We start from the raw sequence: 22,582 nt of genomic DNA on the forward strand, positions 1-22,582 counted from the left end.
CTACGCCACGCCGGCCATCCAGGCCGGCGGCGGGGCCTGCCCGTCGTCGGGCGCGTAGTCGTCCACCACCCGCCAGCCGTCGGGGCCCTTGCGCAGCAGCAGGAAGCCGACGATGTCGCTGTGCGGGGCGCCGAGGCCGTAGACCTCGTCCTGGTCGACGAATCCCATCCGGAGGGCGCAGACCGCCGTCGGATCGCGTCTCGCGTTCTTGCAGAGGCCGAGGTAGCGGACCCCCGGCGCGGCCGACAGGTGCCCGGCCATCGCCTCGTCCGGGTTGGCGTACCCGCCGCGACCGGCGGCCGACGACGCGGGGGCCGCCGACGACGGTGTGACGGACGACGGCACCTCCGGCGCGGGGGCGCTCGCGGGGGGCGGCGCGGTCGCCGGCTCCGGCGCCCCGTCCGACCCGCACGCGGCCAGCGCACCCGACACCAGCACGGCGGCGACGATCCGGAAGACGCGGGTCACCGGCACTCCTCTCCCACGCCAGACGGTCTCCGGCGGAGATCATCGCATCCGGTGCCGGCGTCCCGGTTGACAGCGGGCCCCGCTCGGACATCCTGGACGGGTGAGAATTCCGAGGCCCGACGCGCGGGCGAAGGCGGCCGTCGCGGCGCTGACGGCGGCTTCGCTGCTGGTCACGCTGATCGTCTGGGGCCGTCAGGATCTCGTCGGGGTGACCCTGGCGCTGCTCTGCGTCCTGTCGACGATGATCGCGGCGGTGTCGGTGGCGGCGGCCCGGCAGGACGACGGCACGGAACCGGCGGTCACGCCGGGCGGTCCGGGGCAGCCGGTCGGGGGCCTGTACGGCGTCGACGCCGACACGCTGGAGTCGCTGGACCACCGGGAGGCCGTCCGCGCCATGCGGGAGCGCCACCGGGGACGCAGCGGATCAGCGGCCCGTGAGGGTGGGTGAGGCGAGCGCGTCGAGCCCACGCCCGGCCAGGCAGCGGTACGTCCGGTCGGCGTCCGCCCCGGCCGGGGGCAGCACCTCCAGGTTCCAGCCCTCCGCGTAGCTGATCCCGCTGGTGAGCCGGAAGGTGGTCTCGTTGCAGACCCGGCGCACCACCGCGTCCGCGCTGACCTCGTCGTGGCCGGCGCCGACCAGGGTGTCGGGGAGCCTGCCCTCGGCGTAGCTCTCCCAGGTGTGCTGGCCGTCGCAGGGCACCCGGGGCGCCCGGGCCCGCGCGCCGCGCACCTCCATCGGCCCGAAGCACTCCAACTCGTCGGCGCAGCCCGCGCCGGCCGGCAGCCCGGTCGTCAGGGCGCAGGCGGGCAGCACCGCGCTCCTCGCCGCCACGCTCGTCGCCGCCACGCCGGCCGTCGGCGACGGGACCGGGTTGGAGACCGCGCCGGCCAGCCAGGCACCGGCGCCGGCCGAGGCGGCCAGGGCGACCATCCCGGCGCCGCCGAGGAACCAGCGCCGCCGGCGCCGCTGGCTGACGGTGGGCATCGTGGGGTGGAGATCCTCCACCGGCGGTCGCGGGGCGGGCCGGGAGACGTGGTCGACGCCGTACGGGCCGACGGGCCCGGGCCCGCTGACCGGGCCCGGCACGCCCGTGCCGCCCGCCGGGGAGCCGGCCGGACCGAGCGGCAGGCCGACCAGCAGGTCGCGCAGCTCGACGGCCGAGGGACGCTCGCCGGGATCGTTGGACATCCCGACCCGGAGCACGTCGATCATCTCGGCCGGGACCCCGGGCAGACCGGGAACCGGCTGGTGGAACATCTCCAGCACGGTGACCAGGCTGGGGTTGCGCTCGGACTGCCAGCGCGGCGGGCGGCCGTGCATCACCGCGTAGAGGGTGGCGCAGAGGGCGTAGACGTCGACGGCCGGCGACGGCGGGCTGTGGTTGAACATCTCCGGCGGCGCGTAGGCCGGGGTGAGCACCTCCAGGGCGACCGAGGCGTCACGCATCTCGGCCACCACCGCCAGCCCGAAGTCGGCCAGCACCGCCGAGTTGAAGTGCGAGTAGAGGATGTTCGCCGGCTTGACGTCGCGGTGCAGCACGCCGGCCGCGTGCGAGTGGGCGATCGCGTCGGCGATCTTGACCCCGAGGTCGCGCGCCTCGGCCGGCCCGAGCGGCGAGGTCCGCATCCGCTCGGCGTACGAACCGTCGCACAGTTCCATGATCAGGTAGGGGTGCTGGTCGACCGTGACCCCGACGTCGAAGAGGTCGACCACGTGCGGGTGCGACGACATCCGCCCGGCGGCCCGCGCCTCGCGCAGGAAGCGGGCCTGGTCGTGCTCGCTGTCGAGGGTGCGATTCTCCACCTTGACCGCGACCTCGCGCCCCACCGATATCTGGGTCGCCTTGTAGATCGTCGCGTAGCCTCCCCTGGCAAACACGCGCAGATCAGTCAGACCGGGCACAATGGGCATCGGCAGGGCGCCGGGCGGGGTCGCGGTCACAGCTCGAAAATACCCAACCGGACCGACGGCTCAGTGAACCGCATCAGCGGCCGGAACGGCACCGGCGGCGGAATCGCCTCCGCCACCCACCGCCCCCGGACCCGCGCGACGGTCGTCCCACCAGAGCCCGACGGCGGTCGCCACCGCGCCGAGGCCCTCCCAGGCGGCCACCCCGAAGAACCGCCCGGGCGCGATGTCGGCCAGCACCGCGATGCTGAACACCGTGAACGTGACCAGCCGGAACACCACCGTGAAGCGGAAGAACGACCGCCACTCGGTGGCGGTGGCGAGCAGGTAGTAGACCCCCATGTTGAACGAGGCCATCGAGGAGGCGATCAGGAAGGTGCCGGTGTGGTCGCCGGCCGCGCGGGTCGCCGGCACCTCGAGGCCGAGCAGCCGCAGCAGCGCCTCCGGCCAGACCAGCCCAACCGCGCCCATGAGCAGGGCCAGCACGCCGAAGACCGCGATCGTCCATCCGGCGGCCGAACGCGGCAACCTCATCACGGCCCTCCCCAGACCCGACGCGGTCGCACGACCGACCGCCCCTCGGACCTGACACGCTATCGGCCACCCCCGACACACCGCATCCCCAGAACCGCCAGACCTTCCGATCCGGGGCCCGGCGGCACTAGGGGGTGGCGAGGCGCGCCCGCAGCGCGTCGGCGGCGGCGCGCTCGCTGCGCTGCTCGGTCGCGTACGCCAGGCGGACCGCCTCCTCGGCGCTGGCGAGCGCCTCGGCGGACCGGCCGCAGGCCGCGAGCGCCTCGGCGAGCACTCTCGCGGCGACCACCTGGCTGCGCACGTCCTCCGCCGGGGCGGCGACGGCCCGTCGGGCCCAGTCCAGCGCCTGCTCGCACTGGCCGTGGGCGAGCAGCGCCGAAGCGTACCGGGCCATGGTCTGGCGACGGGAGAAGAGCAGCGAGGGCACGGTGGCGGCGGCGGTGGCCACCGGGGCGAGCAGCCCGACGGCGGTCGCGGAGTCACCGGCGGCCAGCCGGGCGGTGGCCAGCAGCACCCGGGGCCCCACCTGGGCGGGCGCCTGCGGGTTGTGCGGCTCGACGGCGGTCAGCACCGACCGGGCGTCCCGCTCGGCCGTGTCGCAGTCACCCAGATCCAGCGCCACGAAGCCGCGCAGCGTGCCGGCCATCCCGGTGAGCAACGGGTGCGACGTCCGCTCCGCGTACGACAGCGCGTCGGTGAGCAGGTCGGCGGCATGCTCCGGCTCGCCCAGCCCGCGCGCCACGACGCCCCGGACGACCAGCGCGAACCCGCGCCCCCAGTCGTCGGAGGCGGCGGCGAACTCCCGGTACGCCCGCCGGGCCCCACGGTCCGCCTCGCCCAGCTCGCCCAGCTCGGCGGTGGCGAACGCCTCGACCGCGCGCAGCGTGCCCACCGCCCACGCCTCGCCGACCCGCTCGCCGAACGGCAGGAAGACCTGCGCCATCCGGCACGCCTCGCGCAGCCGGCCGGCGAGCAGCCGGGCGAAGGCGGTGGTGCCGCGCAGCCAGGCCCGCCCGTACGGGTCCTTCAGCTCGGCGAAGAGCCGGGCGGCCCGGCCGAGCACGGCATCGGTGCCGGCGAAGTCGCCCCGGGTCGTGGTCACCCAGGCCAGGTTCTGCAACGACCACGCCTGCCCCCGGCGGTCCTGCGCCTGGAGGCTCACCTGGTACGACGCGGCGAGCCGGCTGCTGGCCTGCCCCAACCGCCCGGCGACGAAGTCGGCCATGCCGAGTCGGCGCATCGCCGAGGCGCGCAGCGTCGGCAGCCCGCCGGCCGTGGCCACCTGCAACGCCTCCTGCCAGCAGCCCACCGCGCGCGCCTGGTCGCCCATGGTCTGGTGGGCCTGCCCGGCGAGCAGCAGCGCGCCGGTCCGGACGGCGGACTCGTCACCGGCGTTGGCGGCGATCTTCTCGGCGAAGGCGAGCGCGTCGGCGGGGCGCCCGACCTGGAGCAGCGCCCGGGCGTGCACCACCCGGTCGGCCGCCGGCACCCCGTCGCGGGCCAGCTCGGCCGCGCGTTCGGCGTACTCCACCGCCATCGCGGGCTCGCCCGCCTGCAACGACCGGCGCGCGGCCCCGCCGAGCGCGGTGACGCCCAGACCGACGACGGCCCGCGCCGGCGCGTCCGGTCGCAGCCCGACCGCGTCGGCCAGCGCGGCGGCCCGTTCCACGTGCTGGGCCACGAAGACGTCCCGGGCCGCCTCGGCGAAGCCGCCCGGCGCGCCCGCGCCCGCCGCCGGATCGGCCGCGGCCCACCGGGCCAGCGCCGCGTGCCGCTCGGCCAGTTCGGCCTTGCTCACCCCGGCGTACGCGGCCTCCCGCATCAACGGGGTCGCGAAGGCGTACCCGGTGCGGGTGCGGTGCAGCATCCGGCGTTGCAGCAGCTCCTCCACCGCCCGTTCCAGCTCGACGGCGACCACCGCCGCCGGTCGGCCGTCGCGGCCGGCCCGCTGCTCGCGCAGCGCCTCCAGCGCACCGTCCGGCACCGTGTCGCCGACGACGGCCGCGTCCCGCAGCACGGAGCGCGCCTCCGCCGGCAGCGCGTCGATGCGCGCGGCGAGCACCGCGGCCAGGTCGCGGGAGAGCAGGCGGCTGCCGAGCGAGCCGGGCACCAGTCGCCAGCCGCCCGGATTCGGGGAGTTCCGCTCGGCGACGGTGGTCAGCGCGCCCCGCTCCATCAGCAGGGTGACCAGCTCGGCCAGGTAGAACGGGTTGCCCTGGGCGGTGGCGAGCAGCCGGTCGGCGTCGGCCTGCGGCAGCCTGCCGCCGCCGAGGTAGGTGGTGAGCAGCCGGGCCGCGTCGGCACCGCGCAGCGGCGGCAGCGCGTGCACCTCGGCGTCCGCGACCCGGGTCAGCGCCCCGGCGGTACGCACCAGCTCGGGCCGGCCGAGCAGCAGCACCAGCACCGGGCCGGCGAGCCGGGACAGGGTGACCCCGAGCGCCTCGATGGTCTCGGCGGTGGCGTCGTGCAGGTCGTCGACGACGACCACCAGGGGCGCCTCCCCGGCGAGCGCGGTGAGCAGGTCCGCGACCGCGTTCGGCACGGCGTCGGCGTCGGCGGGCTGGGCGGTGCCCCACTCGCCCTGGTCGGCCGGGCCGCCGCCGGGCAGCTCGGCGTACCCGAGCAGGGCCAGCAACTGGTCGACGGCGACCGGCGCCGACTCGCCGGAGCGACTGAGTCGCTGGCCGAGGCGGCGCAGGCGTTCCTCGACGGCCGGGCGGGTGAGCGCGGTGGCGGCGTCGTTGGGCAGGCCGACCGCCGCCCGGACCAGGTCGGCCAGGGGCGCGAGCCTTCGCCGCTCGCCGAACGCGGCGCAGCGCACCGACAGCACCCGGGCACCGGTGTGCGCGGCGTACCGGCCCGGGCCCACGTCGTAGCCTGCGGCGAGGCGTTCCACCTCGGCGGCGAACCGGGACTTGCCGATCCCGGCCTCGGCGGTCATCAGCAGCACCCGGGGCTCGGCGCGGTCGATCACCTCGGCGAGCCGACCGGCGACCCGACCGATCTCGGTCTCCCGGCCGACGAAGGGGGCCTCGTCGCCGAGGCCGGACCGGGTGCCCGGGGCGTCCAGGAGACCGAGCAGCTCGTACGCCTCGACCGGCTCGCGCTTGCCCTTGAGCCGCAGCGGGCGCAGCGCCCGCCAGGAGGCCACGTGCCGGGTGGCGGCGGAGGTGCGTGCCCCCGCGTAGACGGCGCCGACGGCGGCGGCGTCGGCCAGCCGGGCGGCGGTGTTGACGGTGTCGCCGATGACCGTGTATTCGATCGCGGCCTGGATGCCGGCGATCACGTCGCCGGTGTTCAGCCCGACCCGCAGGCCGAGCGGCGCGCCGCCGCCCCGCTCGTCGTCGAGCACCCGGCGGACCGCCCGCTGCATCGACAGCGCGGCCCGCACGGCCCGCTCGGCGTCGTCCTCGTGCGCGACCGGCGCCCCGAAGACCGCCATGATCCCGTCGCCGGTGAGCTTGTCGACGTGACCGCCGAACGTCTTCACCGCGCCGGCCAGCGCGGCGAGAACCCGGTCGGTGACCGCGCCGACGCGTTCCGGGTCGAGGTCCTCCGACCAGGAGGTGAAGTCGGACAGGTCGCCGAAGAGCACCGTCACCACGCGGCGTTCGGCCGCGGGCAGCGTCGCGGCGGCCGGCAGCGCGGCGCCGCAGTTGTGGCAGAACCGCGCGCCGGGCACGGCGACGGTTCCGCACACCGGGCAGGTCACGCTTGCTCCAACCCCGCGGCACCTCCGCCGGATTCCCGGCCCAGGTACTCCAGCTGGGCCCGGACGGACCACTCGGCGGCCCACCACAGCGACCGGTCGACGTCGGCGTAGACCGTCGCGACGACCTCCGCGGGAGTGGTGGCGCCCCCGGCGACCGCCGCCCTGACCTGGTCGAGCCGGGCCCGGCGGTGGGCCAGGTAGAAGTCCGCGGCGACGCCGCAGTCGGCCAGCGCCGGGCCGTGCCCCGGCAGCGCCGGGATCCCCCGGTACGTCGAGAGCAGCTCCAGGCTGGCCAGGTAGTCCCCGAGGTGCCCGTCCGGGTGGGCGACCACGGTGGTCCCCCGGCCCAGGATCGTGTCGCCGGTGAGGACCACCCGCTCGTCGCCGTGCCCGACCAGGAAGCAGACCGAGTCGCCGGTGTGCCCGGGGGTCGGCACGAGCCGGACGCCCAGGCCGTGGCCGCCCAGCTCCTCCCCGGGCGTGGCCAGCGGCTCCCCCGCGATGGTGTGCGCCGGGTCGGCGGCGCGTACGGGCACCCCGCCGAGCAGTTCGTGCAGGCGGCGCGAGCCGTCGGTGTGGTCGGGGTGGCCGTGGGTGATCAGCACCAGGCCGATCGGCCCCCGCGCGGCGATCGCCGCCAGGTGCCCCTCGTCGGCGGGGCCGGGATCGACCACGACGGCGTGCTCCTGGCCGGGGGCGCGCAGCACCCAGGTGTTGGTGCCGTCGAGCGTCATCGGCCCCGGGTTCGGGGCGCGCAGCAGCGTCACCCAACCCGGCAGCTCGTCGGCGAGCGCCGCCGCCGGCGCGGTGAAGTGCCCGGTCATGGCTGCGATCGTACGGCCCCGCCGGCCGCTCCCCGCGATCTTGCAGTTCCGGCTTCCGATACGTCCCTTTTCACGGCTTCACCGGGCACCAGGCGCAGGATCGCGGGGAGGCGGCGCAGGTCAGGCGACCTCGACGATGACATCGACCTCGACGGGGGCGTCCAGCGGCAGCTCGGCCACCCCGACGGCGCTGCGCGCGTGTCGACCGGCCTCACCGAAGACCGCGCCGAACAGGTCGGACGCGCCGTTGATCACGCCCGGGACGGCGGTGAAGCCGGAGGCGGCGGCGACGAAGCCGGTCAGCTTGACGACCTTGACGACGTTCTCCAGGCCGACCAGCGAGTCGATCGCGGCCAGCGCGTTGAGCGCGCACTGCTGGGCCAGGTCCTTGGCCTGCTCGGCGGAGACGCCGGCGCCGACCTTGCCGGTGGCGAGCAGCTTCCCCTCGACCATCGGCAGCTGCCCGGAGACGTAGACGTGCTGCCCGGACTGGACGGCCGGCACGTAGCTGGCCAACGGCGGGACCACCTCGGGCAACGCGTGCCCGAGCTCGGCGAGCTTCGCGTGCGGACCGTTGCTCATGCCGCCACCTCGCTGCACTCGGCGGCGTCACGAGACACCGACGCGCCGAGCAGAGTGATTCGCTCGCTCCGCTCGCTCATGCCTTCGGCCGCTTCAGGTAGGCGACGAGCTGCTCCGGGTTGGGACCGGGAACCACGGAGACGAGTTCCCACCCGTCCTCACCCCAGTTGTCGAGGATCTGCTTGGTCGCGTGGACCAGCAGCGGGACCGTGGAGTATTCCCACTTCTGCATAGGTGGAGGGCTCCCTTGGCTGGAGTTCGACTTCTCGACGCACAGCCTACGGTCCGGCCGACGGGCGGGGCGCGGGACGTTGCTCCGGGGGCGCCGGCACCTCCCCGCAGGGGCCGCCGTGCTCGTACGGCTGGGGGCAGCGGGAGCGGTCGGGCAGCAGCAGGTCGCAGAAGACCCGGTGCCGGTTGTTCTGGTCGTCGGTGCTGGAGACGGTGGTCTCGCCGGCGTCCAGTTCGCTGAGGAAGCTCAGCGAGGTGGCGACCGTCCCGGCCAGCGCGGTGGCCGCCCGCAGATTGGCGACCCGGATCGGCAGGTGGATGACGAAGCCGGGCTCCTCCTCGTCCCGGGACCCCGGGCCCGGCCGGGCGGGCACGCGCACCACCTCGACGGGCTCGGCGAGCCGCCGGTACGACCGTTCGTTGATGGGCAGGCCGACGCCGCCCTCGGCCTCCCCAGGGGAGCCGGGCCGCCGCGCCCGGTCGCCCGCCGGGAACTGGGCCCGAGGAGTGTTTTCCACGTCGCGCATGCCTTGCCTCCGGACGTCGTACCTGTTCAGGTCATCGCTTGCGGTTCCGGGCCCTCCGCCCGGCCCGCCCCCCGCGCCGCTGAGAACGTAGGTCCGTGGCGACAGCCGCGCCAACCGGACGCGCACATGCGATCACACAAAGTCACATATGCGACACACCATCGGTAAGGAACCTGACGGCACCCGCCGCCCCCCGGAGCGGGGAACCGACCGCTACCCTTCCGGTCGGACGGGCGCTCGCCGGCTCGCCGCCAGCTCGATCACGCTCGTCGTCCGGTCAGGCGACGACGCCGCAACCCGGGGGATGAGATGACCCAACCACCCAGCGGTGGCCCCGTCGGACCGCCGGCCGACCAGCCGGGCTCCCCGGCCGCACCCGGCCCGAGCCCCGCGCCCGGCCCGGCAGTCCCACCGGGCCCGGCGGCCCCGCCCGGCGCGGCCGTCCCACCCGGGCCGGCCGCCCCGCCCACCGGCCCCGCCGCCGCCCAGGACCCGTCGATCCCGCCGCCCCCGGCCGGGTACCCGCCCTACCAGCCGCCCGCCGCGCCCAGGAAGAAGCGCGGCGTGCTCATCGCCTCCATCGCCCTGGCCGTGATCCTGCTGCTCTGCGCCGGAGGTGGCGTCGTCGCCTTCCTGACGCTGCGCGACGCCGAGAACGGCGAGGGGGCCAAGGAGCCGACGGTCGCGGTGGACGAGTTCCTCAAGGCCGTCTACCAGGAGCGCGACGCGGACCGGGCGGCCGGCCTGGTCTGTTCCTCGTCCCGCGACGAGAAGAAGATCGCCGCCAAGGTCGCCGAGGTCGAGAAGCACGTCTCGGCCCACCAGAGCCCCCGGTTCCGGTGGAGCGCCCCGAAGGTGGACAACCAGACCGGCGACCGCGCCACCGTCACCACCAAGGTCACCATGACCACCGCCGACGAGAAGGTGGCCGACCAGGACCTGCGGTTCACCGTGGTGAAGAAGACGGGTTGGTGGGTCTGCGAGGTCGCCTGAGCCCAGGGCCTGGATAGGCTCGACGGGTGCGAGCAGCAGAGTCGCCGGCCGACCCGGCCGGCCCGGAGTGGCCGGCCCGCCTCCACGTCGTGACCGGCAAGGGCGGCACCGGCAAGACCAGCGTCGCGGCGGCGCTGGCCCTGGCGCTGGCCGCCGGCGGCCGGCGCACGCTGCTGGTCGAGGTCGAGGGGCGGCAGGGCATCGCCCAACTCTTCGGCACCGATCCGCTGCCGTACGAGGAGCGGCACCTGACCGACGCGCCGGGCGGCGGGGAGGTGCGGGCCCTGGCGGTGGACGCCGAGGAGGCCCTGCTGGAGTACCTCGACATGTTCTACAAGCTCGGCGCGGCCGGCCGGGCGCTGCGCAAGCTCGGGGCGATCGACTTTGCCACCACCATCGCCCCGGGCCTACGGGACGTCCTGCTCACCGGCAAGGTGAAGGAGGCGACCACCCGCACCGCCGGCCAGCGGCGCGCGTACGACGCGGTGGTGCTGGACGCGCCGCCCACCGGGCGGATCGGCCGGTTCCTCAACGTCACCGCGGAGACCGCCCGGCTCGCCAAGGTGGGCCCGATCAAGACCCAGAGCGAGGGGGTCGCCGCGCTGCTGCGCTCCCCGATCACCGCCGTGCACGTCGTCACCCTGCTGGAGGAGATGCCGGTCCAGGAGACGGTGGACGCGATCGCCGAGCTGACCCAGCTCGGCTTCCCGGTGGGGCGGGTGATCGTCAACGGCGCCCGGCCCCCGCTGCCCGCGGGCCGGGTGGTGGCCGCCGACGAGCTGGAGCGGGGGCTGCGCGCCGCCGGGCTGCCGACCGACCGGGACACCGTCGCTGGGCTCGCCGCCGAGGCGCGTGACCAGGCCGTCCGCCGGGAGCTGGAGGATTCGCTCCGCGCCGACCTGGTGGAGCTGGGACTGCCGATGACCGAGCTGCCGCTGCTGCCCGACGGGGTGGACCGGGCCGGCCTGGACCGGCTCGCCGCGACCCTCGTCCGGGCGGATTGACTCACACCTGCGACCGGCCCGGGCGCACGGACCGACCCGGCCCGATACGCTCGATTGGTGCCTTCCGAAGACGCGGCGCCGCAGCTGGACGTCGACCAGATCCTCGCCGATCCGGGCGTCCGGATCGTGGTGTGCTGCGGGGCGGGCGGGGTGGGAAAGACCACCACGGCCGCCGCGCTCGCGCTGCGCGCCGCGGAGCGGCACGGCCGGCGCACGGTGGTGCTCACCATCGACCCGGCCCGCCGGCTGGCCCAGTCGCTCGGGCTGACCGAGCTGGACAACACCCCCCGCCAGGTCAAGGGGATCGACGTCGAGGTCAGCGGCGGCGAGCTGCACGCCATGATGCTCGACATGAAGCGCACCTTCGACGACGTGGTGCTCCAGCACACCGATCCGGCGAAGGCGGCGGAAATCTTCGCCAACCCGTTCTACCAGGCCATGAGCTCGACCTTCGCCGGCACGCAGGAATACATGGCGATGGAGAAGCTGGGCCAGCTGCACGCCCGGGGCGAGTGGGACCTGATCGTGGTGGACACCCCGCCGTCCCGCTCGGCGCTGGACTTCCTGGACGCACCGGCCCGCCTGTCCCGCTTCCTCGACGGGCGGATGCTGCGGCTGCTGCTGGCCCCGGCGCGTACCGGCGGGCGGAGCATGTTCAGCCTGGTCACGGCCTCGTTCGGGATGTTCTCCAAGGTCGTGCAGAAGGTGCTCGGGGCCCAGTTGCTGACCGACCTCTCCGGCTTCGTCGCCGCGCTGGATTCGATGTTCGGCGGCTTCCGGCAGCGCGCCGAGCAGACGTACCGCATCCTCCAGGCGCGGGAGACGGCGTTCCTGCTGGTCGCGGCGCCGGAGCCGGACGCGGTCCGGGAGGCCGCCTACTTCGCGGGCCGGCTGCGCGAGGAGAAGATGCCGCTGGCGGGCCTGGTGCTCAACCGGGTGCACCGCCCGGCGGCGCCCGGGCTCGACGCGGCGGAGAGCCTGGCCGCCGCGGAGCGGCTGGCCGGCCTCGGCGGGCACGAGGGCACCGTCGACGTGCTGCGGGCCCACGCCGCGCTGGCCCGGCAGGCGGTACGCGAGCGGCAGGTGGCGGCCCGGTTCACCGAGGCGTTCCCGGCGGTGCCGGCGGTGTCGGTGACGGCGCAGCCCGCCGACGTGCACGACGTCGACGGGCTGCGGACGATCGGCGCGGCGATCAGCCGGCCGTGACGGTGCTCAGCCGGCGGTGGTGACGAGGATCTTGTCCTTGCCGGCCTTGTCCTTGGCGTTCTTCTTCATCGCGGCCTCGAACATCTTGCGCCAGCTCGCCACCTGGGGGTGACGGCGCAACAGCGCGCGGCGTTCGCGTTCGGTCATGCCGCCCCACACACCGAACTCGATCCGGTTGTCCAGCGCGTCGGCCAGGCACTCGTACCGAACTGGGCAGCTCCGGCAGATCCGCTTCGCCACGTTCTGTTCGGCGCCCTGTACGAACAACGCGTCCGGGTCCCCGTTCTGACACGCCGCCAGCGACGGCCAGTCAGTGATCATGCCCATCTGTACACGTCCCCCCTTGCAGTACCTACCGACCCCGTCGCGGACCAGCCGGCAATTCCCCCCGATCGCCCTGCCCGCCTTCCCCAAGGCGGCACGGACGACATGTGGCGCTGTCGCCGCCCCCATCATGCTCTGTAGTCGACTGATTACGCAACGTTGTCGGCGAAATCCATCATTCCGGACACTCCCGGCTTCCCGGGCTTCGCGACCGCCGGTTACCCCGTCGGGGTCCGTGAAAACGCTGCGAGCCTCCTCCCGCAGGAGGGAGACTCGGCGGCGGATTCACGCAACCACGCACCGGGGGTCGTGCGTTTAGCACAACGAGGTCGGCGCGCGCAGGAAATGGGGAAAGAACGCCCCGGCGCCCCTCGTTCCCTACTCGCGTACCCTGTCGAGGTGACCTGGATGCGGAAACGTGACCACAATGTGCTGACCAACGCCGCATCGCTACTCATATGTGGCCTGTTGGCCGGCGTGGTGGTCGCGGCGGCGGCCTTCCCCGCGGTGGCGATGTCCGGACTGGCCGCGAAGGCCGGCGCCGAGACCTTCGGCGCACTGCCCAAGGAGCTGACCGTGGCGCGCGCGCCGCAGATCAGCTACCTTCTCGCCTCCGACGGCAAGACCCCGCTGGCGACCATGTACGACGAGAACCGTCGCGACGTGAAGCTGGCCGACATCGCGCCCATCATGCAGAAGGCGATCATCGCCGCCGAGGACCACGACTTCTACAAGCACAACGGCGTGGACCTCAACGGCATCGCCCGGGCCTTCGTCAACAACCAGTCCAACGCGTCCAGCCAGCAGGGCGCCTCGACGCTGACCATGCAGTACGTCCGGCTCGCCATCGCGTACTCGGCGAGCCACCCGGCGGACGTGGTCGCGGCCACCGAGGACACCAGCGCCCGCAAGCTGCGCGAGATGCGCTACGCAATCCAGATCGACAAGGAGCTCTCCAAGGACGAGATCCTGGAGCGCTACCTCAACATCGCCGCGTTCGGCAACGGCGCGTACGGCATCTACGCCGCCAGCCAGGTCTACTTCAACAAGCCGCCGAGCAAGCTGAAGCTCGAGGAAGCGGCCATGCTCGCCGGCATGGTGAAGGCGCCGAGCACCAACGACCCGACCACCAAGAGCGGCCACGCGGCGGCCCTCGCCCGGCGCAACTACGTCATCCAGAACATGGTCGAGACCGGCGCCATCACCCAGCAGGAGGCGGACGCCGCGAAGGCCACCAAGCTCGTGGTCACCGGCAAGCGGGCCCCCAACGGCTGCGTCTCGACCAACGAGAAGGGCTGGGGCTTCTTCTGCGACTACTTCTACCGCTGGTGGATGGGGCAGGAGACGTTCGGCTCGACCTCGTACGACCGGGAGCGGCGGCTGAAGAGCGGTGGCTACACCGTCGTCACCACCCTGGACCCGCAGGCCCAGCGGGGCGCCGACAAGGCCGTCCGCAAGGCCAAGTCGGAGAAGAGCAAGGAAGCCGCCATGGTGGCGGTGGTCGAGCCGGGCACCGGCCGGGTGCGGGCGCTGGCGGTGAACCGCAACTTCAAGCTCGACGACCCGAAGAAGCCGGCCAACAAGGAGCACAGCGACCCCAAGCAGCGCAAGAAGGGCAAGCGCGGCAACTACCCGAACACCGTCAACCCGCTGCTCACCGGCGGCGACGGCCTCACGGGCTACCAGGCCGGCTCGACCTTCAAGATCTTCACCATCGTGGCGGCGCTGGAGAAGGGCATCCCGCTCGGCTACACGATCAACGCCCCGCAGACGTTCAAGTCGGAATACATCGTCGAGGCGGGCAGCCAGGCCGCCTGCCCCGGCACCAACAAGTACTGCCCGACCAACTCCGGCAAGAAGGCCGGCGGCGTGCAGAACATGTGGAGCGCCTTCGCCCAGTCGATCAACACGTACTTCGTGCCGCTCCAGCAGCAGGTCGGCGCGGAGAACGTGGTCGACGTGGCCAAGCGGCTCGGCATCCAGTTCCGGGTCAGCGAAGAGAACAAGTGGGCCAACAACAAGGACTACGCGCACGACTGGGGCGCGTTCACCCTGGGCGTCTCGAACACCACCCCGCTGGAGCTGGCCAACGCCTACGCCACCCTCGCGGCGGACGGTAGGTACTGCGAGCCCATCCCGGTGCAGGAGATCAAGGACCCGGAGGGCAAGAAGCTCGACATCGCCAACCCGCGTTGCGAGAAGCGGGTCAGCACCGAGGTGGCCCGCGCCGCCGTCGACGCCGCCCGCTGCCCGGTCGGTGACAACTCCTCCACCAGCAAGTGCGGCGGCAGCCGCACGGCCGCCGAGGTCAAGGGGGCCGTCGACGCGCCGGTGGCCGGCAAGTCCGGCACCACCGACTCGGAGAAGAGCGCAGCCCTGGTCGCGATGACCAGGCAGTACGCGGTGGCCGGCATCATGGCCGACCCGGACTGGCCGCAGACCAACGTCAAGATGAAGCACAAGCAGAAGGACGGCATCAACCCGCCGGTCTACGAGACGTTGAAGGCCGCCATGAAGGGCAAGGACCGGAAGAACTTCGAGCCCCCGGGCCAGAAGATCCGTGAGGGCGACCAGCGCCGGATCCCCGACGTGAAGTGCCTGGACCCGGAGCAGGCGAAGTCCCGGATCGAGGCGGAGGGCTTCGACGCGGTCATCTCCGACATCAAGGTCCCGTCGAGCTGCCCGGCCGGCAAGGCCGCCGGCACCAGCCCCGACGGCCGCACGATCAAGGGCGGCGTGGTCACCATCCAGATCAGCGTCGGCGCCGGCACCGCCCCGGGCACGACGCCCGACAACAACCGGCCGCCGACCAACCCCGGCCGACCGCCGGGCCGCCCCGGCGGCTGAGCCGGCCGGACGAACGCCACGGGCGGGCACCCCCGCGGGGGTGCCCGCCCGTTTCGCGTACGCGGGTCGGTACGGCCCGGTGCGGCCCGGTCAGAGGCCGAGCTGTCGGCGTACCTCGGCGGCGACCCGACCGCCCTCGGCCCGGCCAGCCACCGCCGCCTGGGCCGCCTTCATGGCCGGACCCATCTGCGACTTGCCGGTGAAGCCGCCCGCGGCGAGCGCCCCCGCGACCAGCTCGGTCAGCTCGGCGTCGGGGAGCTGCTTCGGCAGGTAGCGCTCCAGCACCTCGCCCTCGGCGACCTCCTTCGCGGCCTGCTCGGTGCGGCCGGCGTCACCGAAGGCGGTGGCGGCCTCCCGGCGCTTCTTCGCCTCCTTGGTCAGCACCGCGAGCACCTCGTCGTCGGTGAGCTCGCGCTTGGCCTTGCCGGCGACCTCGGCGGTGCCGACGGCGGCGAGCGCCATCCGCAGCGTGGAGGTGGTCAGCTCGTCGCGCGCCTTCAGGGCGGCGCGCATGTCGGCGGTCAGACGGTCCTTCAACGTGCTCATGGTCGGTGAAACTACCCTGAACGGCATGCGAAAGCGCACACTATTCCGGCTCGCGACCGGGACCGCCGCCCTCGGCGCGGCGACCCTGGCGTACGCGTCACTCGTCGAGCGCAACATGTTCACCCTGCGGCGGCACGACGTGCCGGTGCTGCCGGCCGACGCGGAGCCGCTGCGGGTCCTGCACCTGTCGGACCTGCACATGATGCCCGACCAGGGGCGCAAGCAACGCTGGGTGGCGTCGCTGGCCGCGCTCGACCCCGACCTGGTCGTGGTCACCGGGGACAACATGGCGCACCCCGACGCCGTGCCCGGCGTGCTGCGCGCCCTCCAGCCGCTGCTCGACCTCCCGGGGGCCTTCGTCTTCGGCTCCAACGACTACACCGGGCCGGTCTGGAAGAACCCATTCACCTACTTCCTGCCCGACCGGGAGTACGCGGAGGGCGTCGAGCTGCCGCACGAGGAGCTGCGCGACGTCTTCGTCGGCGCCGGCTGGGCGGACCTGAACAACACCCGCACCACCCTGAAGGCCGGCGGCCGGGTCGTCGAGCTGCTCGGGGTCGACGACCCGCACGTCGAACGGGACGACTACGACTCGGTGGCCGGGCCGGTGTCGCCCACCGCCGACCTGTCGATCGCGCTCACCCACTCCCCCGAGCCGGCCGTCCTCGACCGGATGGCCGCCGACGGCTTCGGGCTGATGCTCGCCGGGCACACCCACGGCGGTCAGGTCTGCGTACCGGGGGTGGGTGCCCTGGTCACCAACTGCGGGCTGCCCCGCTCCATGGCACGCGGCCTGCACCGCTGGCCCGGCTCCGACTCCTGGCTGCACGTCTCCGCCGGGCTCGGCACCCACCCGACCGCGCCGGTCCGGTTCGCCTGCCCGCCGGAGGCGAGCGTGCTCACCCTGATCCCCCGCTGACCCGTACGCCGGTGCTCCGCCGGGCCGCTGCCCGCGGCCCGGCGGCCGGCCGCGAGGGCTGGTGCGGCCCTGGGGGTACCGAGTTGGACCCCCGACCGGGGTGGGCTACTATTTGTCGGCACGCCTCGGGGTGTGGCGCAGCTTGGTAGCGCGCTTCGTTCGGGACGAAGAGGTCGTCGGTTCGAATCCGGCCACCCCGACCAGGTGAGAGGGCACATCCTATCGAAGGATGTGCCCTCTAGTGCTTCCTGAGTGACTAACGTTCCGGGGTGAGCGCGAAGATGCGATCCATCGCTACCGCGCCACTCAGCAGCACCGGCCGCAGTTGGTGCCGGTAGACCTTCTCCGTGACCGTGGTGCCGGAGTGACCGCACAGGTCGGCGATGTCCGCCAGGTGATCGATTTCGTGACCGGCGCCAACTCCGGACCGCGCTGACCGTACGTGGGAGACGGAGCGGCCGGCCGGGATCGGCCGGCCGCTCCGTCTCACCGGTTCACCAGGTGACCGGCAATTCGTGAACGCCGAAGAAAGCGCTCTCGTGTTTGTATGACAGCTCCTCCAGCGGCACGGTGCAGCGCAGGTCGGGGAACCGCCGGAACAGGGTCTCGAAGACGATCTCCAGCTCCGCATTGGCGATGTTCTGGCCGATGCACTGGTGGATGCCGTAGCCGTACGCCATGTGCCCGCGCGTCGAGCGATGAATGTCGAAGGTGTCCGGGTCCTCGAAGAAGTCCTTGTCGTGGTTGGCCGAGGCGGCGAGGAGATACAGACCCTCACCGGCCGCGATCCGTTGTCCCGCGATCTCGACGTCCTCCTTGGCGATCCGGGGCAGAACCAGATCGCCGACGCTGAGGTAGCGGAGCAACTCCTCGACAGCCTTGGGCCACAGGGCCGGATCGGCTTTCAGTTCGGCGAGCGTACCGGGGTGTTCCAGCAGGACCAGCGTGCCGAGGGCGATCATGCTGGCGGTCGACTCGTGCGATGCGTTCAGCACGCTCTGGGCCGCGCCGGCGAGCTCGGAATCCGCCAGCTCGAGTTCGGCCGGTGCATGCGCGAGTTTGGTGAGGATGTCGTCGCCCGGGTTACGGCGTTTCTCGTCCAACAGGGCGAGCATGTGGGTGCGCATCTCCATCACGATGGTCCGGAGTTCGTTCATCGTGCCGCTGCGCTCGAGCAGGACATTCGCTCGGGTCTGGAAGAAGTGGTGCTCGGACTCCGGCACGCCGAGAAGTTCGCAGGTGAGCACCGACGGCACCCGTAGCGCCACCAGTTTCACGAGGTCGGCGGGCTGGCCACTGTCCCGCATGACGTCCAGCGCATCGTCCACCATCCGCTGGATCCGCGGGCGCAGGGTCCGGATCTTGCGCATCGTGAAGTCGGGCATCAGCAGTTTGCGGTATATGCCGTGCTCGGGCGGGTCCATCCGGACGAACGACGAACGTCGTCCTTGCGGGTCCACCCCGGTAGCGCCGGCCAGGGGAATGCCCGGGATGGTGCTGTCGCTGCTGATCCGGGGGTCGGTGAGCGCGGCCTGGACGTCGGCGTACCGCGAGACCAGCCAGACGGTGCTGCCGTCGCGAAGCGTGGCCCGGGACACCGGTTCCGTCGAGCGCAGCGTCTCGTACTCCGGGGGTGGGTTGAAGGGGCACCCGGAGCGGCGCATCGGGAATGACGGCGGACTGTCGGCCGTGCCGGCCGGCACGGTGGGGCCCAACGTTGCCATGCTGACTCCTGTTCGCAGGTGACCGCGATGTGGGGTGATCTCGTCTGTTGCCGCGCTGACGAAACATAGGATCCGCCGTGGAACAAGCCGGTAATCACCGGGTAAGCAACGTGGATCGGCGAATGCGGCCGCCATCGGCTTCCCCGATAGGGTTCCGTGAGGGGTGGGGCCCGTTCCCCCGATTGATTGCCGTCGAATGGCGTGGCGTCGAGATCCTGTTTCCGGACGTCATTCGCCACCGAAGTGTCGAGGAGGGGCATGGCGATGGGTCATCTCGCAGACGACAACCTCGTGGATGTTGTCCTGGAGGGCGGTCCGGCGGACCTTCCGCCCGAACGTCGCCTGCTCAAAGCCGTGGCTGCCGGCGAGAGGTCGAAGATCGAGCACTACGGCGGCTACGAGCATTTCGAACGCCAGACGGGCGCCGATCCCGCGGACGACGGCCCGATCGCCTTCCGCTGGACGATGCGTACCCGGATCGCCGAATAGCGGCCGCGAGCATTTCCGACGTCGGGGTGAGGGAGGAAGTCATCGTGCGTTCGGACGAGTCCTGGGAAAAGACCGGCTGGCGGGTCGCCGTGGACCGGAACCGGCGTACCGGGTCGAGCATGTGCGAAAGTGTCGCGGCCGGGCACTTCGCCGGCTGGCTGGCGTTCCTGCGGTCGTTGACCGCCCGCGGCCTGTCCGACGTCCGTCTGGTCATCTCCGACGCCACGCCGGCCTCGTGGCCGCCATCGGCGCCGCCCTGCCCGGCGCCTCCTGGCAACGCTGCCGCACCCACTACCTGCGCAACCTGCTCACCAAAGTTCCGAAGTCCGCACAGCCCTGGATCGCGACCCTGGTGCGCACGATCTTCGACCGCCGCACCGACGTCGTCGGGATCTTCCCCAACCGGCCGGCGATCATCCGCCTCGTCGGAGCCGTCTTGGCCGAACAAACCGACGAGTGGACGAAGGCCGCCGCTATATGGGCCTGGAACCACTCGCCAAAGCCCGCCTGATCACCGTCGAACCCGACCAACACGAAACCGACCAGACCGACCCCGCCCCGATCGCCGCATAGCATCAGACCGGATCCCGCGATGGCCGTCTCTTACACCACCAGCGCGGACGTGACCCGCCCGGCACGTGCTCACCGACGCGGGCCGCCACCAGTTGGCATAGGCCAACAGATTGGGCCCTGTCTCCCAGCGAGGTTCAGGTTGGCTTGCGGGCTGCTCTCTCGACTTCCTGTAGGACCAGTCCAAGAGTCTGTGAGCGGCGGTCTGCTGGCAGTGTTGCCCAGGCTCGTCGGGCGTAGGCGAGCCCTCCGGACCGATCTCCGGACTTGCTCATCATGAGGGCGCGGTGTAGCTCGATATGGGTGGCGAACCGGGTCAGCGCTGGCGGTCGGAGTCGGTCGGCGTCGGTCTGGGCCTGTTCGCCGGGGCCGACCATGCCGAGTCGGGCGTAGAGCATCGACCGGAAGGTAGCCATTCGCCAGGCGGGTACGGCGGCGTCGGAGATCTCCCCGTCTGGTGAGGCAGCTAGATCGAAGATCCGTCGTGCGTCCTCATCGGCCGTGATGGCTCCGCCGATGTCGCCTCGTCCGGCGGCGACGTGTGCGCGGGCCATCAGTGCCTGGAGGCGTCCGAGCGATGGCCGGTCGGACAGGGCGATGGCTTCGTCGGCGTACCGCTTGGCGACGGGCAGGGCCGCGCCTTCGTAGGCCAGGGCGATGGCGGCCCGGCCGCGTACCCAGACCCGGACGGTGAGGTCGTCGGAGCGGTCGGCGGCAATCCGGGCGGTGTCGTACCAGCCGATCGCCTCGGTCGGGTCCTTGGTCGTCTTGCCGTAGGTGGTGAGCGCGCGGGCGGCGGTCGCCCACATGGTCGGGGAGTCGAGCTGCTGTTGCAGGACGACGAGGTCACCGGCGAGCCGGGTCTGGAGGTTGTCGGCACCGATCTCCATGTAGTCGCGGCCGTACTGGTCGACCCGGTCGCGCCAGCGGTCCTCGCTGTCGCGGCGGCCGGCGAGGGCGGCGGTGAAGCCGGACCGGATCAACTCGTTGGCCGCGATCGGGCCGATTGTGGCGGCTTTGAGGAGGTGCCTGCGTCTCACGTCCGGGTCTCCCAACGCTCGCCCGTAGGCGAGCACGATGTCCGGCGTCGCGGTCCGGCGTCCCGCCTCGACGTTGCTCAGGTGCGATGCCGAGTAGCAGGTACGGGCCGCGATGGAGGCCAGCGTCACGCCGGCTTCAGTACGAGCCTGCCTCAGTTGTGCGCCGAGGTCATCCATCGGATCCCCTGTGAAAGGTCCTGAAAGCATCGAGGCGCTTCCGTGCGTAGCCGTGCGGTCACAAGAGTAGTTCCCAGGCGCGGCCGGTGCGGTCGGTGTGAGAACCAGGCCTGGTCGCGTCGCCAGCCGGCGCGGCGGCATCGGTCCTTCCAAGAGCAGTGCCGCCGCGCCCCTTCTCGCAGTGGAGGCGGGAATGAGCGACGACGCTCCAGCCGAGAGCCGAGGCGAGCAGATCCAGCAGGCGGAACAGGAAGCGGCGCGACGGCGGATTCTCGCGCAGGCTGTGGCGGATCGAATACCAGCCGAGGAGACGACCCGGGCTGTACCGGATCGGCGGTGGCGTCGTGGACGGCATTGAGTTGTTGCCGGTGGGTCGGCGGGTGGCGTACTGGCGGGGGCGGCGCAAGCTGTCGCAGCAGGTGTTGGCGGATCGGTTGGGTAAGTCGAAGAGCTGGGTGGACAAGGTCGAGCGGGGCGTGCGTTCGCTGGACAAGGTGTCGACCCTTCAGGAAATCGCCGCCGTACTGCGCATCGACACGGCGGTGCTGCTCGGCCGGGACATCCAGCCGACCGAGGCTGCCGAGCGTGTCGAGGGTGTGGAGCGGATCCGGGCGGCTCTGTCGACGTACGAGATTGCGTTGGAGCGCCCGGCGGCCCACGGTGTGCTGCCGGTCGACCGGTTGGTGCGGCAGGCCGCACACGTGTGGACGACCTTTCAGCACGCCCGCTACCCGCAGGTGGTCGACCTGGTGCCGGGGCTACTGGCCGAGGCGCAGCGCACCCATACCCGCGACCCCGGCGCCGGACGGGTGCCGCTGGTGGAGGCGTACCGGGTGACCGGGTCGGTGTTGGTAAAGCTCGACGCCCCCGACGTGGCGTGGCTGGCCGTAGACCGGGCGATGCTCGCCGCCACCGGCGACCGGGTGCTGGTGGCTGCGGCTGCGGTGCAGCTCGGGCAAGTGTTGCGTGCCTCGGGCCGGGCGCGGGTGGCGAAATCGGTGATGCTGAGCGCCGCGTACCGCATCGCGCCACCGGTGAGCGATGCCGGCGACCCGGCGGAGCTGTCGCTGTGCGGGACGTTGTTGGTGCAGGCCGCCTTGGCCGCCGCCCGTGACGGGGACGACCGGGCCGCCGTCGACCTGGTTGACGAGGGCGGCGAGATGGCGGCGCGGGTGGGCGACGGGCACGACCACTATCGGACCGGGTTCGGGCCGACGGCGGTGGAGTTGGCCCGCATCGCCGTGGCGGTGGAACGGGGCGACGCCGAGGAGGCCGTGGCGCGGCACGGGAGGGTGACCGTGCAGGACGGGTGGCGGTGGCTCAGCGTCGAGCACCGCGCCGCGTACCTCATGGATGTCGCCCGCGCCTACCTACACACCGACGACCCGGTCGGCGCTGGGCGGGTCCTGGTGGAGGCCGACCGAATCGCGCCAGCCGAGATCCGGCAGCGGCCAGCCGGCCGCGACATTGTCGCCCAGGTCGTCCGGGAGTCCGCCGCCCCGACGACGCTCACCCACCTCGCCGCGGCCCTCGGGGTGGGCTGAGCGGCGACCGCGCCGTTCCTGTCCCTGGCGCAGATCCGCAACCGACTGGTCCTCACCGCCCGAGCCATCCTCCGCCACCACCGACCCGGACCCGACGGACGCTGCCCGATCTGCCGAACCGCAGGCTGCCCCGTGGCGACCGCCGCCCGAAACGTCCTCCGTAGCGCCGAGGAAGTACAGCAGCGGAGTACAGCAACCGAACCGACCACACCCGACCGGGACGATCCCCAGCAGGCCGGCTGACCTCGGACGACACCCGATCCGACCGCCCCGCCGACAGTTCGGGACGAAGAGGTCGTCGGTTCGAATCCGGCCACCCCAACCAGAGGTAAGAGGGCACATCCAGTCGATGGATGCGCCCTCTCGTGCCCCGCACAGGTCGGCGACACCCTCCAGCCTCACAGCGCCTACT

20 protein-coding genes, 1 tRNA gene and 2 pseudogenes are annotated in these 22,582 nt (G+C 72.8%); 10 read left to right on the top strand and 13 right to left on the bottom strand.

What is annotated here, in order from left to right; all coding sequences use genetic code 11:
* Entirely contained in the window at positions 1–468 is a 468-nt protein-coding gene (locus DER29_RS33355) for a hypothetical protein (RefSeq protein ID WP_148710169.1), read from the bottom strand.
* 100 nt (positions 469–568) lie between these two features.
* Between DER29_RS33355 and DER29_RS33360 the strand changes: the two genes are divergently transcribed.
* A complete protein-coding gene (locus DER29_RS33360) occupies positions 569–916 on the top strand; it encodes a hypothetical protein (RefSeq protein ID WP_121401649.1) in 348 nt (115 codons plus the stop codon).
* Here the strand turns inward: DER29_RS33360 and DER29_RS33365 are convergent.
* From DER29_RS33365 to DER29_RS33395, 7 genes are all read right to left on the bottom strand, one after another.
* Complete coding sequence (locus tag DER29_RS33365; protein ID WP_121401650.1) at positions 893–2,410, bottom strand: serine/threonine-protein kinase; 1,518 nt, start codon at positions 2,408–2,410, stop codon at positions 893–895. The genes DER29_RS33360 and DER29_RS33365 overlap by 24 nt on opposite strands.
* 30 nt (positions 2,411–2,440) lie before the next feature.
* Positions 2,441–2,911, bottom strand: a complete 471-nt coding sequence (locus DER29_RS33370) for a hypothetical protein (RefSeq protein ID WP_121401652.1) — start codon at positions 2,909–2,911, stop codon at positions 2,441–2,443.
* 127 nt (positions 2,912–3,038) lie between these two features.
* On the bottom strand, positions 3,039–6,623 hold the full coding sequence (locus tag DER29_RS33375; protein WP_121401653.1) for an adenylate/guanylate cyclase domain-containing protein: 3,585 nt from the start codon (positions 6,621–6,623) through the stop codon (positions 3,039–3,041).
* Positions 6,620–7,447 (bottom strand): MBL fold metallo-hydrolase, encoded by an 828-nt coding sequence (locus DER29_RS33380; RefSeq protein WP_121401654.1) that lies wholly within the window; start codon positions 7,445–7,447, stop codon positions 6,620–6,622. The genes DER29_RS33375 and DER29_RS33380 overlap by 4 nt, the downstream gene beginning before the upstream one ends.
* Before the next feature lie 120 nt (positions 7,448–7,567).
* Positions 7,568–8,029, bottom strand: coding sequence for a RidA family protein (locus DER29_RS33385; RefSeq protein ID WP_121401655.1), 462 nt, complete (start codon positions 8,027–8,029; stop codon positions 7,568–7,570).
* 76 nt (positions 8,030–8,105) lie between these two features.
* Positions 8,106–8,261, bottom strand: a complete 156-nt coding sequence (locus DER29_RS33390; protein ID WP_018222171.1) for a DUF4177 domain-containing protein — start codon at positions 8,259–8,261, stop codon at positions 8,106–8,108.
* Positions 8,262–8,307: 46 nt separating this feature from the next.
* Positions 8,308–8,787, bottom strand: coding sequence for a hypothetical protein (locus DER29_RS33395; RefSeq protein WP_121401656.1), 480 nt, complete (start codon positions 8,785–8,787; stop codon positions 8,308–8,310).
* Between the two features lie 309 nt (positions 8,788–9,096).
* Here DER29_RS33395 and DER29_RS33400 point away from each other — a divergent pair, with 309 nt between their 5' ends.
* Genes DER29_RS33400 through DER29_RS33410 form a run of 3 tightly spaced genes read left to right on the top strand, consistent with a single transcriptional unit; the run spans position 9,097 to position 11,990 of the window.
* Entirely contained in the window at positions 9,097–9,780 is a 684-nt protein-coding gene (locus DER29_RS33400) for a hypothetical protein (RefSeq protein ID WP_121401657.1), read from the top strand.
* A gap of 26 nt (positions 9,781–9,806) precedes the next feature.
* A complete protein-coding gene (locus DER29_RS33405; RefSeq protein WP_121401659.1) occupies positions 9,807–10,784 on the top strand; it encodes an ArsA-related P-loop ATPase in 978 nt (325 codons plus the stop codon).
* Positions 10,785–10,838: 54 nt separating this feature from the next.
* Positions 10,839–11,990, top strand: coding sequence for an ArsA-related P-loop ATPase (locus DER29_RS33410; RefSeq protein WP_199729672.1), 1,152 nt, complete (start codon positions 10,839–10,841; stop codon positions 11,988–11,990).
* 6 nt (positions 11,991–11,996) lie between these two features.
* On the opposite strand, the gene DER29_RS33415 is transcribed toward DER29_RS33410, so the two are convergent.
* Positions 11,997–12,317, bottom strand: a complete 321-nt coding sequence (locus DER29_RS33415) for a WhiB family transcriptional regulator (RefSeq protein ID WP_089003040.1) — start codon at positions 12,315–12,317, stop codon at positions 11,997–11,999.
* 405 nt (positions 12,318–12,722) lie between these two features.
* On the opposite strand from DER29_RS33415, the gene DER29_RS33420 reads away from it, so the two are divergent.
* Positions 12,723–15,161 (top strand): penicillin-binding protein, encoded by a 2,439-nt coding sequence (locus DER29_RS33420; RefSeq protein WP_121401661.1) that lies wholly within the window; start codon positions 12,723–12,725, stop codon positions 15,159–15,161.
* Positions 15,162–15,251: 90 nt separating this feature from the next.
* On the opposite strand, the gene DER29_RS33425 is transcribed toward DER29_RS33420, so the two are convergent.
* On the bottom strand, positions 15,252–15,707 hold the full coding sequence (locus DER29_RS33425; RefSeq protein ID WP_121401662.1) for a GatB/YqeY domain-containing protein: 456 nt from the start codon (positions 15,705–15,707) through the stop codon (positions 15,252–15,254).
* 25 nt (positions 15,708–15,732) lie between these two features.
* On the opposite strand from DER29_RS33425, the gene DER29_RS33430 reads away from it, so the two are divergent.
* Positions 15,733–16,626: a metallophosphoesterase gene (locus tag DER29_RS33430; RefSeq protein WP_121401664.1), complete on the top strand. Its 894-nt coding sequence runs from the start codon at positions 15,733–15,735 to the stop codon at positions 16,624–16,626.
* A gap of 126 nt (positions 16,627–16,752) precedes the next feature.
* Positions 16,753–16,829 (top strand) — tRNA-Pro (locus DER29_RS33435).
* Positions 16,830–16,882: 53 nt separating this feature from the next.
* On the opposite strand, the pseudogene DER29_RS35865 reads toward DER29_RS33435, so the two are convergent.
* Positions 16,883–17,020: pseudogene (locus DER29_RS35865) on the bottom strand (site-specific integrase); the annotation flags it as partial.
* A 100-nt stretch (positions 17,021–17,120) separates the two neighbouring features.
* Positions 17,121–18,350 (bottom strand): cytochrome P450, encoded by a 1,230-nt coding sequence (locus DER29_RS33445; protein WP_158619138.1) that lies wholly within the window; start codon positions 18,348–18,350, stop codon positions 17,121–17,123.
* 258 nt (positions 18,351–18,608) lie between these two features.
* Between DER29_RS33445 and DER29_RS33450 the strand changes: the two genes are divergently transcribed.
* Both DER29_RS33450 and DER29_RS33455 read left to right on the top strand, forming a co-directional pair.
* Positions 18,609–18,839, top strand: coding sequence for a DUF5988 family protein (locus tag DER29_RS33450; RefSeq protein ID WP_121401669.1), 231 nt, complete (start codon positions 18,609–18,611; stop codon positions 18,837–18,839).
* A 149-nt stretch (positions 18,840–18,988) separates the two neighbouring features.
* Positions 18,989–19,412, top strand: a pseudogene (locus tag DER29_RS33455) (transposase); the annotation flags it as partial.
* A 134-nt stretch (positions 19,413–19,546) separates the two neighbouring features.
* Here DER29_RS33455 and DER29_RS33460 read toward each other — a convergent pair.
* Positions 19,547–20,626 (bottom strand): helix-turn-helix domain-containing protein, encoded by a 1,080-nt coding sequence (locus tag DER29_RS33460; RefSeq protein WP_121401671.1) that lies wholly within the window; start codon positions 20,624–20,626, stop codon positions 19,547–19,549.
* 344 nt (positions 20,627–20,970) lie between these two features.
* On the opposite strand from DER29_RS33460, the gene DER29_RS33465 reads away from it, so the two are divergent.
* Positions 20,971–22,170: a helix-turn-helix domain-containing protein gene (locus DER29_RS33465; RefSeq protein ID WP_233600312.1), complete on the top strand. Its 1,200-nt coding sequence runs from the start codon at positions 20,971–20,973 to the stop codon at positions 22,168–22,170.
* Positions 22,171–22,582: the final 412 nt, after the last annotated feature.

This window comes from Micromonospora sp. M71_S20 (genome assembly GCF_003664255.1).
Lineage (GTDB): Bacteria > Actinomycetota > Actinomycetes > Mycobacteriales > Micromonosporaceae > Micromonospora.

Excerpts from the sequence above, each read along its gene's own strand:
- DER29_RS33370 (WP_121401652.1), bottom strand. The coding sequence starts at position 2,911 with ATGAGGTTGCCGCGTTCGGCCGCCGGATGGACGATCGCGGTCTTCGGC.
- DER29_RS33380 (WP_121401654.1), bottom strand. The coding sequence starts at position 7,447 with ATGACCGGGCACTTCACCGCGCCGGCGGCGGCGCTCGCCGACGAGCTG.
- DER29_RS33385 (WP_121401655.1), bottom strand. The coding sequence starts at position 8,029 with ATGAGCAACGGTCCGCACGCGAAGCTCGCCGAGCTCGGGCACGCGTTG.
- DER29_RS33390 (WP_018222171.1), bottom strand. The coding sequence starts at position 8,261 with ATGCAGAAGTGGGAATACTCCACGGTCCCGCTGCTGGTCCACGCGACC.
- DER29_RS33395 (WP_121401656.1), bottom strand. The coding sequence starts at position 8,787 with ATGCGCGACGTGGAAAACACTCCTCGGGCCCAGTTCCCGGCGGGCGAC.
- DER29_RS33400 (WP_121401657.1), top strand. The coding sequence starts at position 9,097 with ATGACCCAACCACCCAGCGGTGGCCCCGTCGGACCGCCGGCCGACCAG.
- DER29_RS33415 (WP_089003040.1), bottom strand. The coding sequence starts at position 12,317 with ATGGGCATGATCACTGACTGGCCGTCGCTGGCGGCGTGTCAGAACGGG.
- DER29_RS33420 (WP_121401661.1), top strand. The coding sequence starts at position 12,723 with ATGCGGAAACGTGACCACAATGTGCTGACCAACGCCGCATCGCTACTC.
- DER29_RS33425 (WP_121401662.1), bottom strand. The coding sequence starts at position 15,707 with ATGAGCACGTTGAAGGACCGTCTGACCGCCGACATGCGCGCCGCCCTG.
- DER29_RS33430 (WP_121401664.1), top strand. The coding sequence starts at position 15,733 with ATGCGAAAGCGCACACTATTCCGGCTCGCGACCGGGACCGCCGCCCTC.
- DER29_RS33445 (WP_158619138.1), bottom strand. The coding sequence starts at position 18,350 with ATGGCAACGTTGGGCCCCACCGTGCCGGCCGGCACGGCCGACAGTCCG.
- DER29_RS33450 (WP_121401669.1), top strand. The coding sequence starts at position 18,609 with ATGGCGATGGGTCATCTCGCAGACGACAACCTCGTGGATGTTGTCCTG.
- DER29_RS33460 (WP_121401671.1), bottom strand. The coding sequence starts at position 20,626 with ATGGATGACCTCGGCGCACAACTGAGGCAGGCTCGTACTGAAGCCGGC.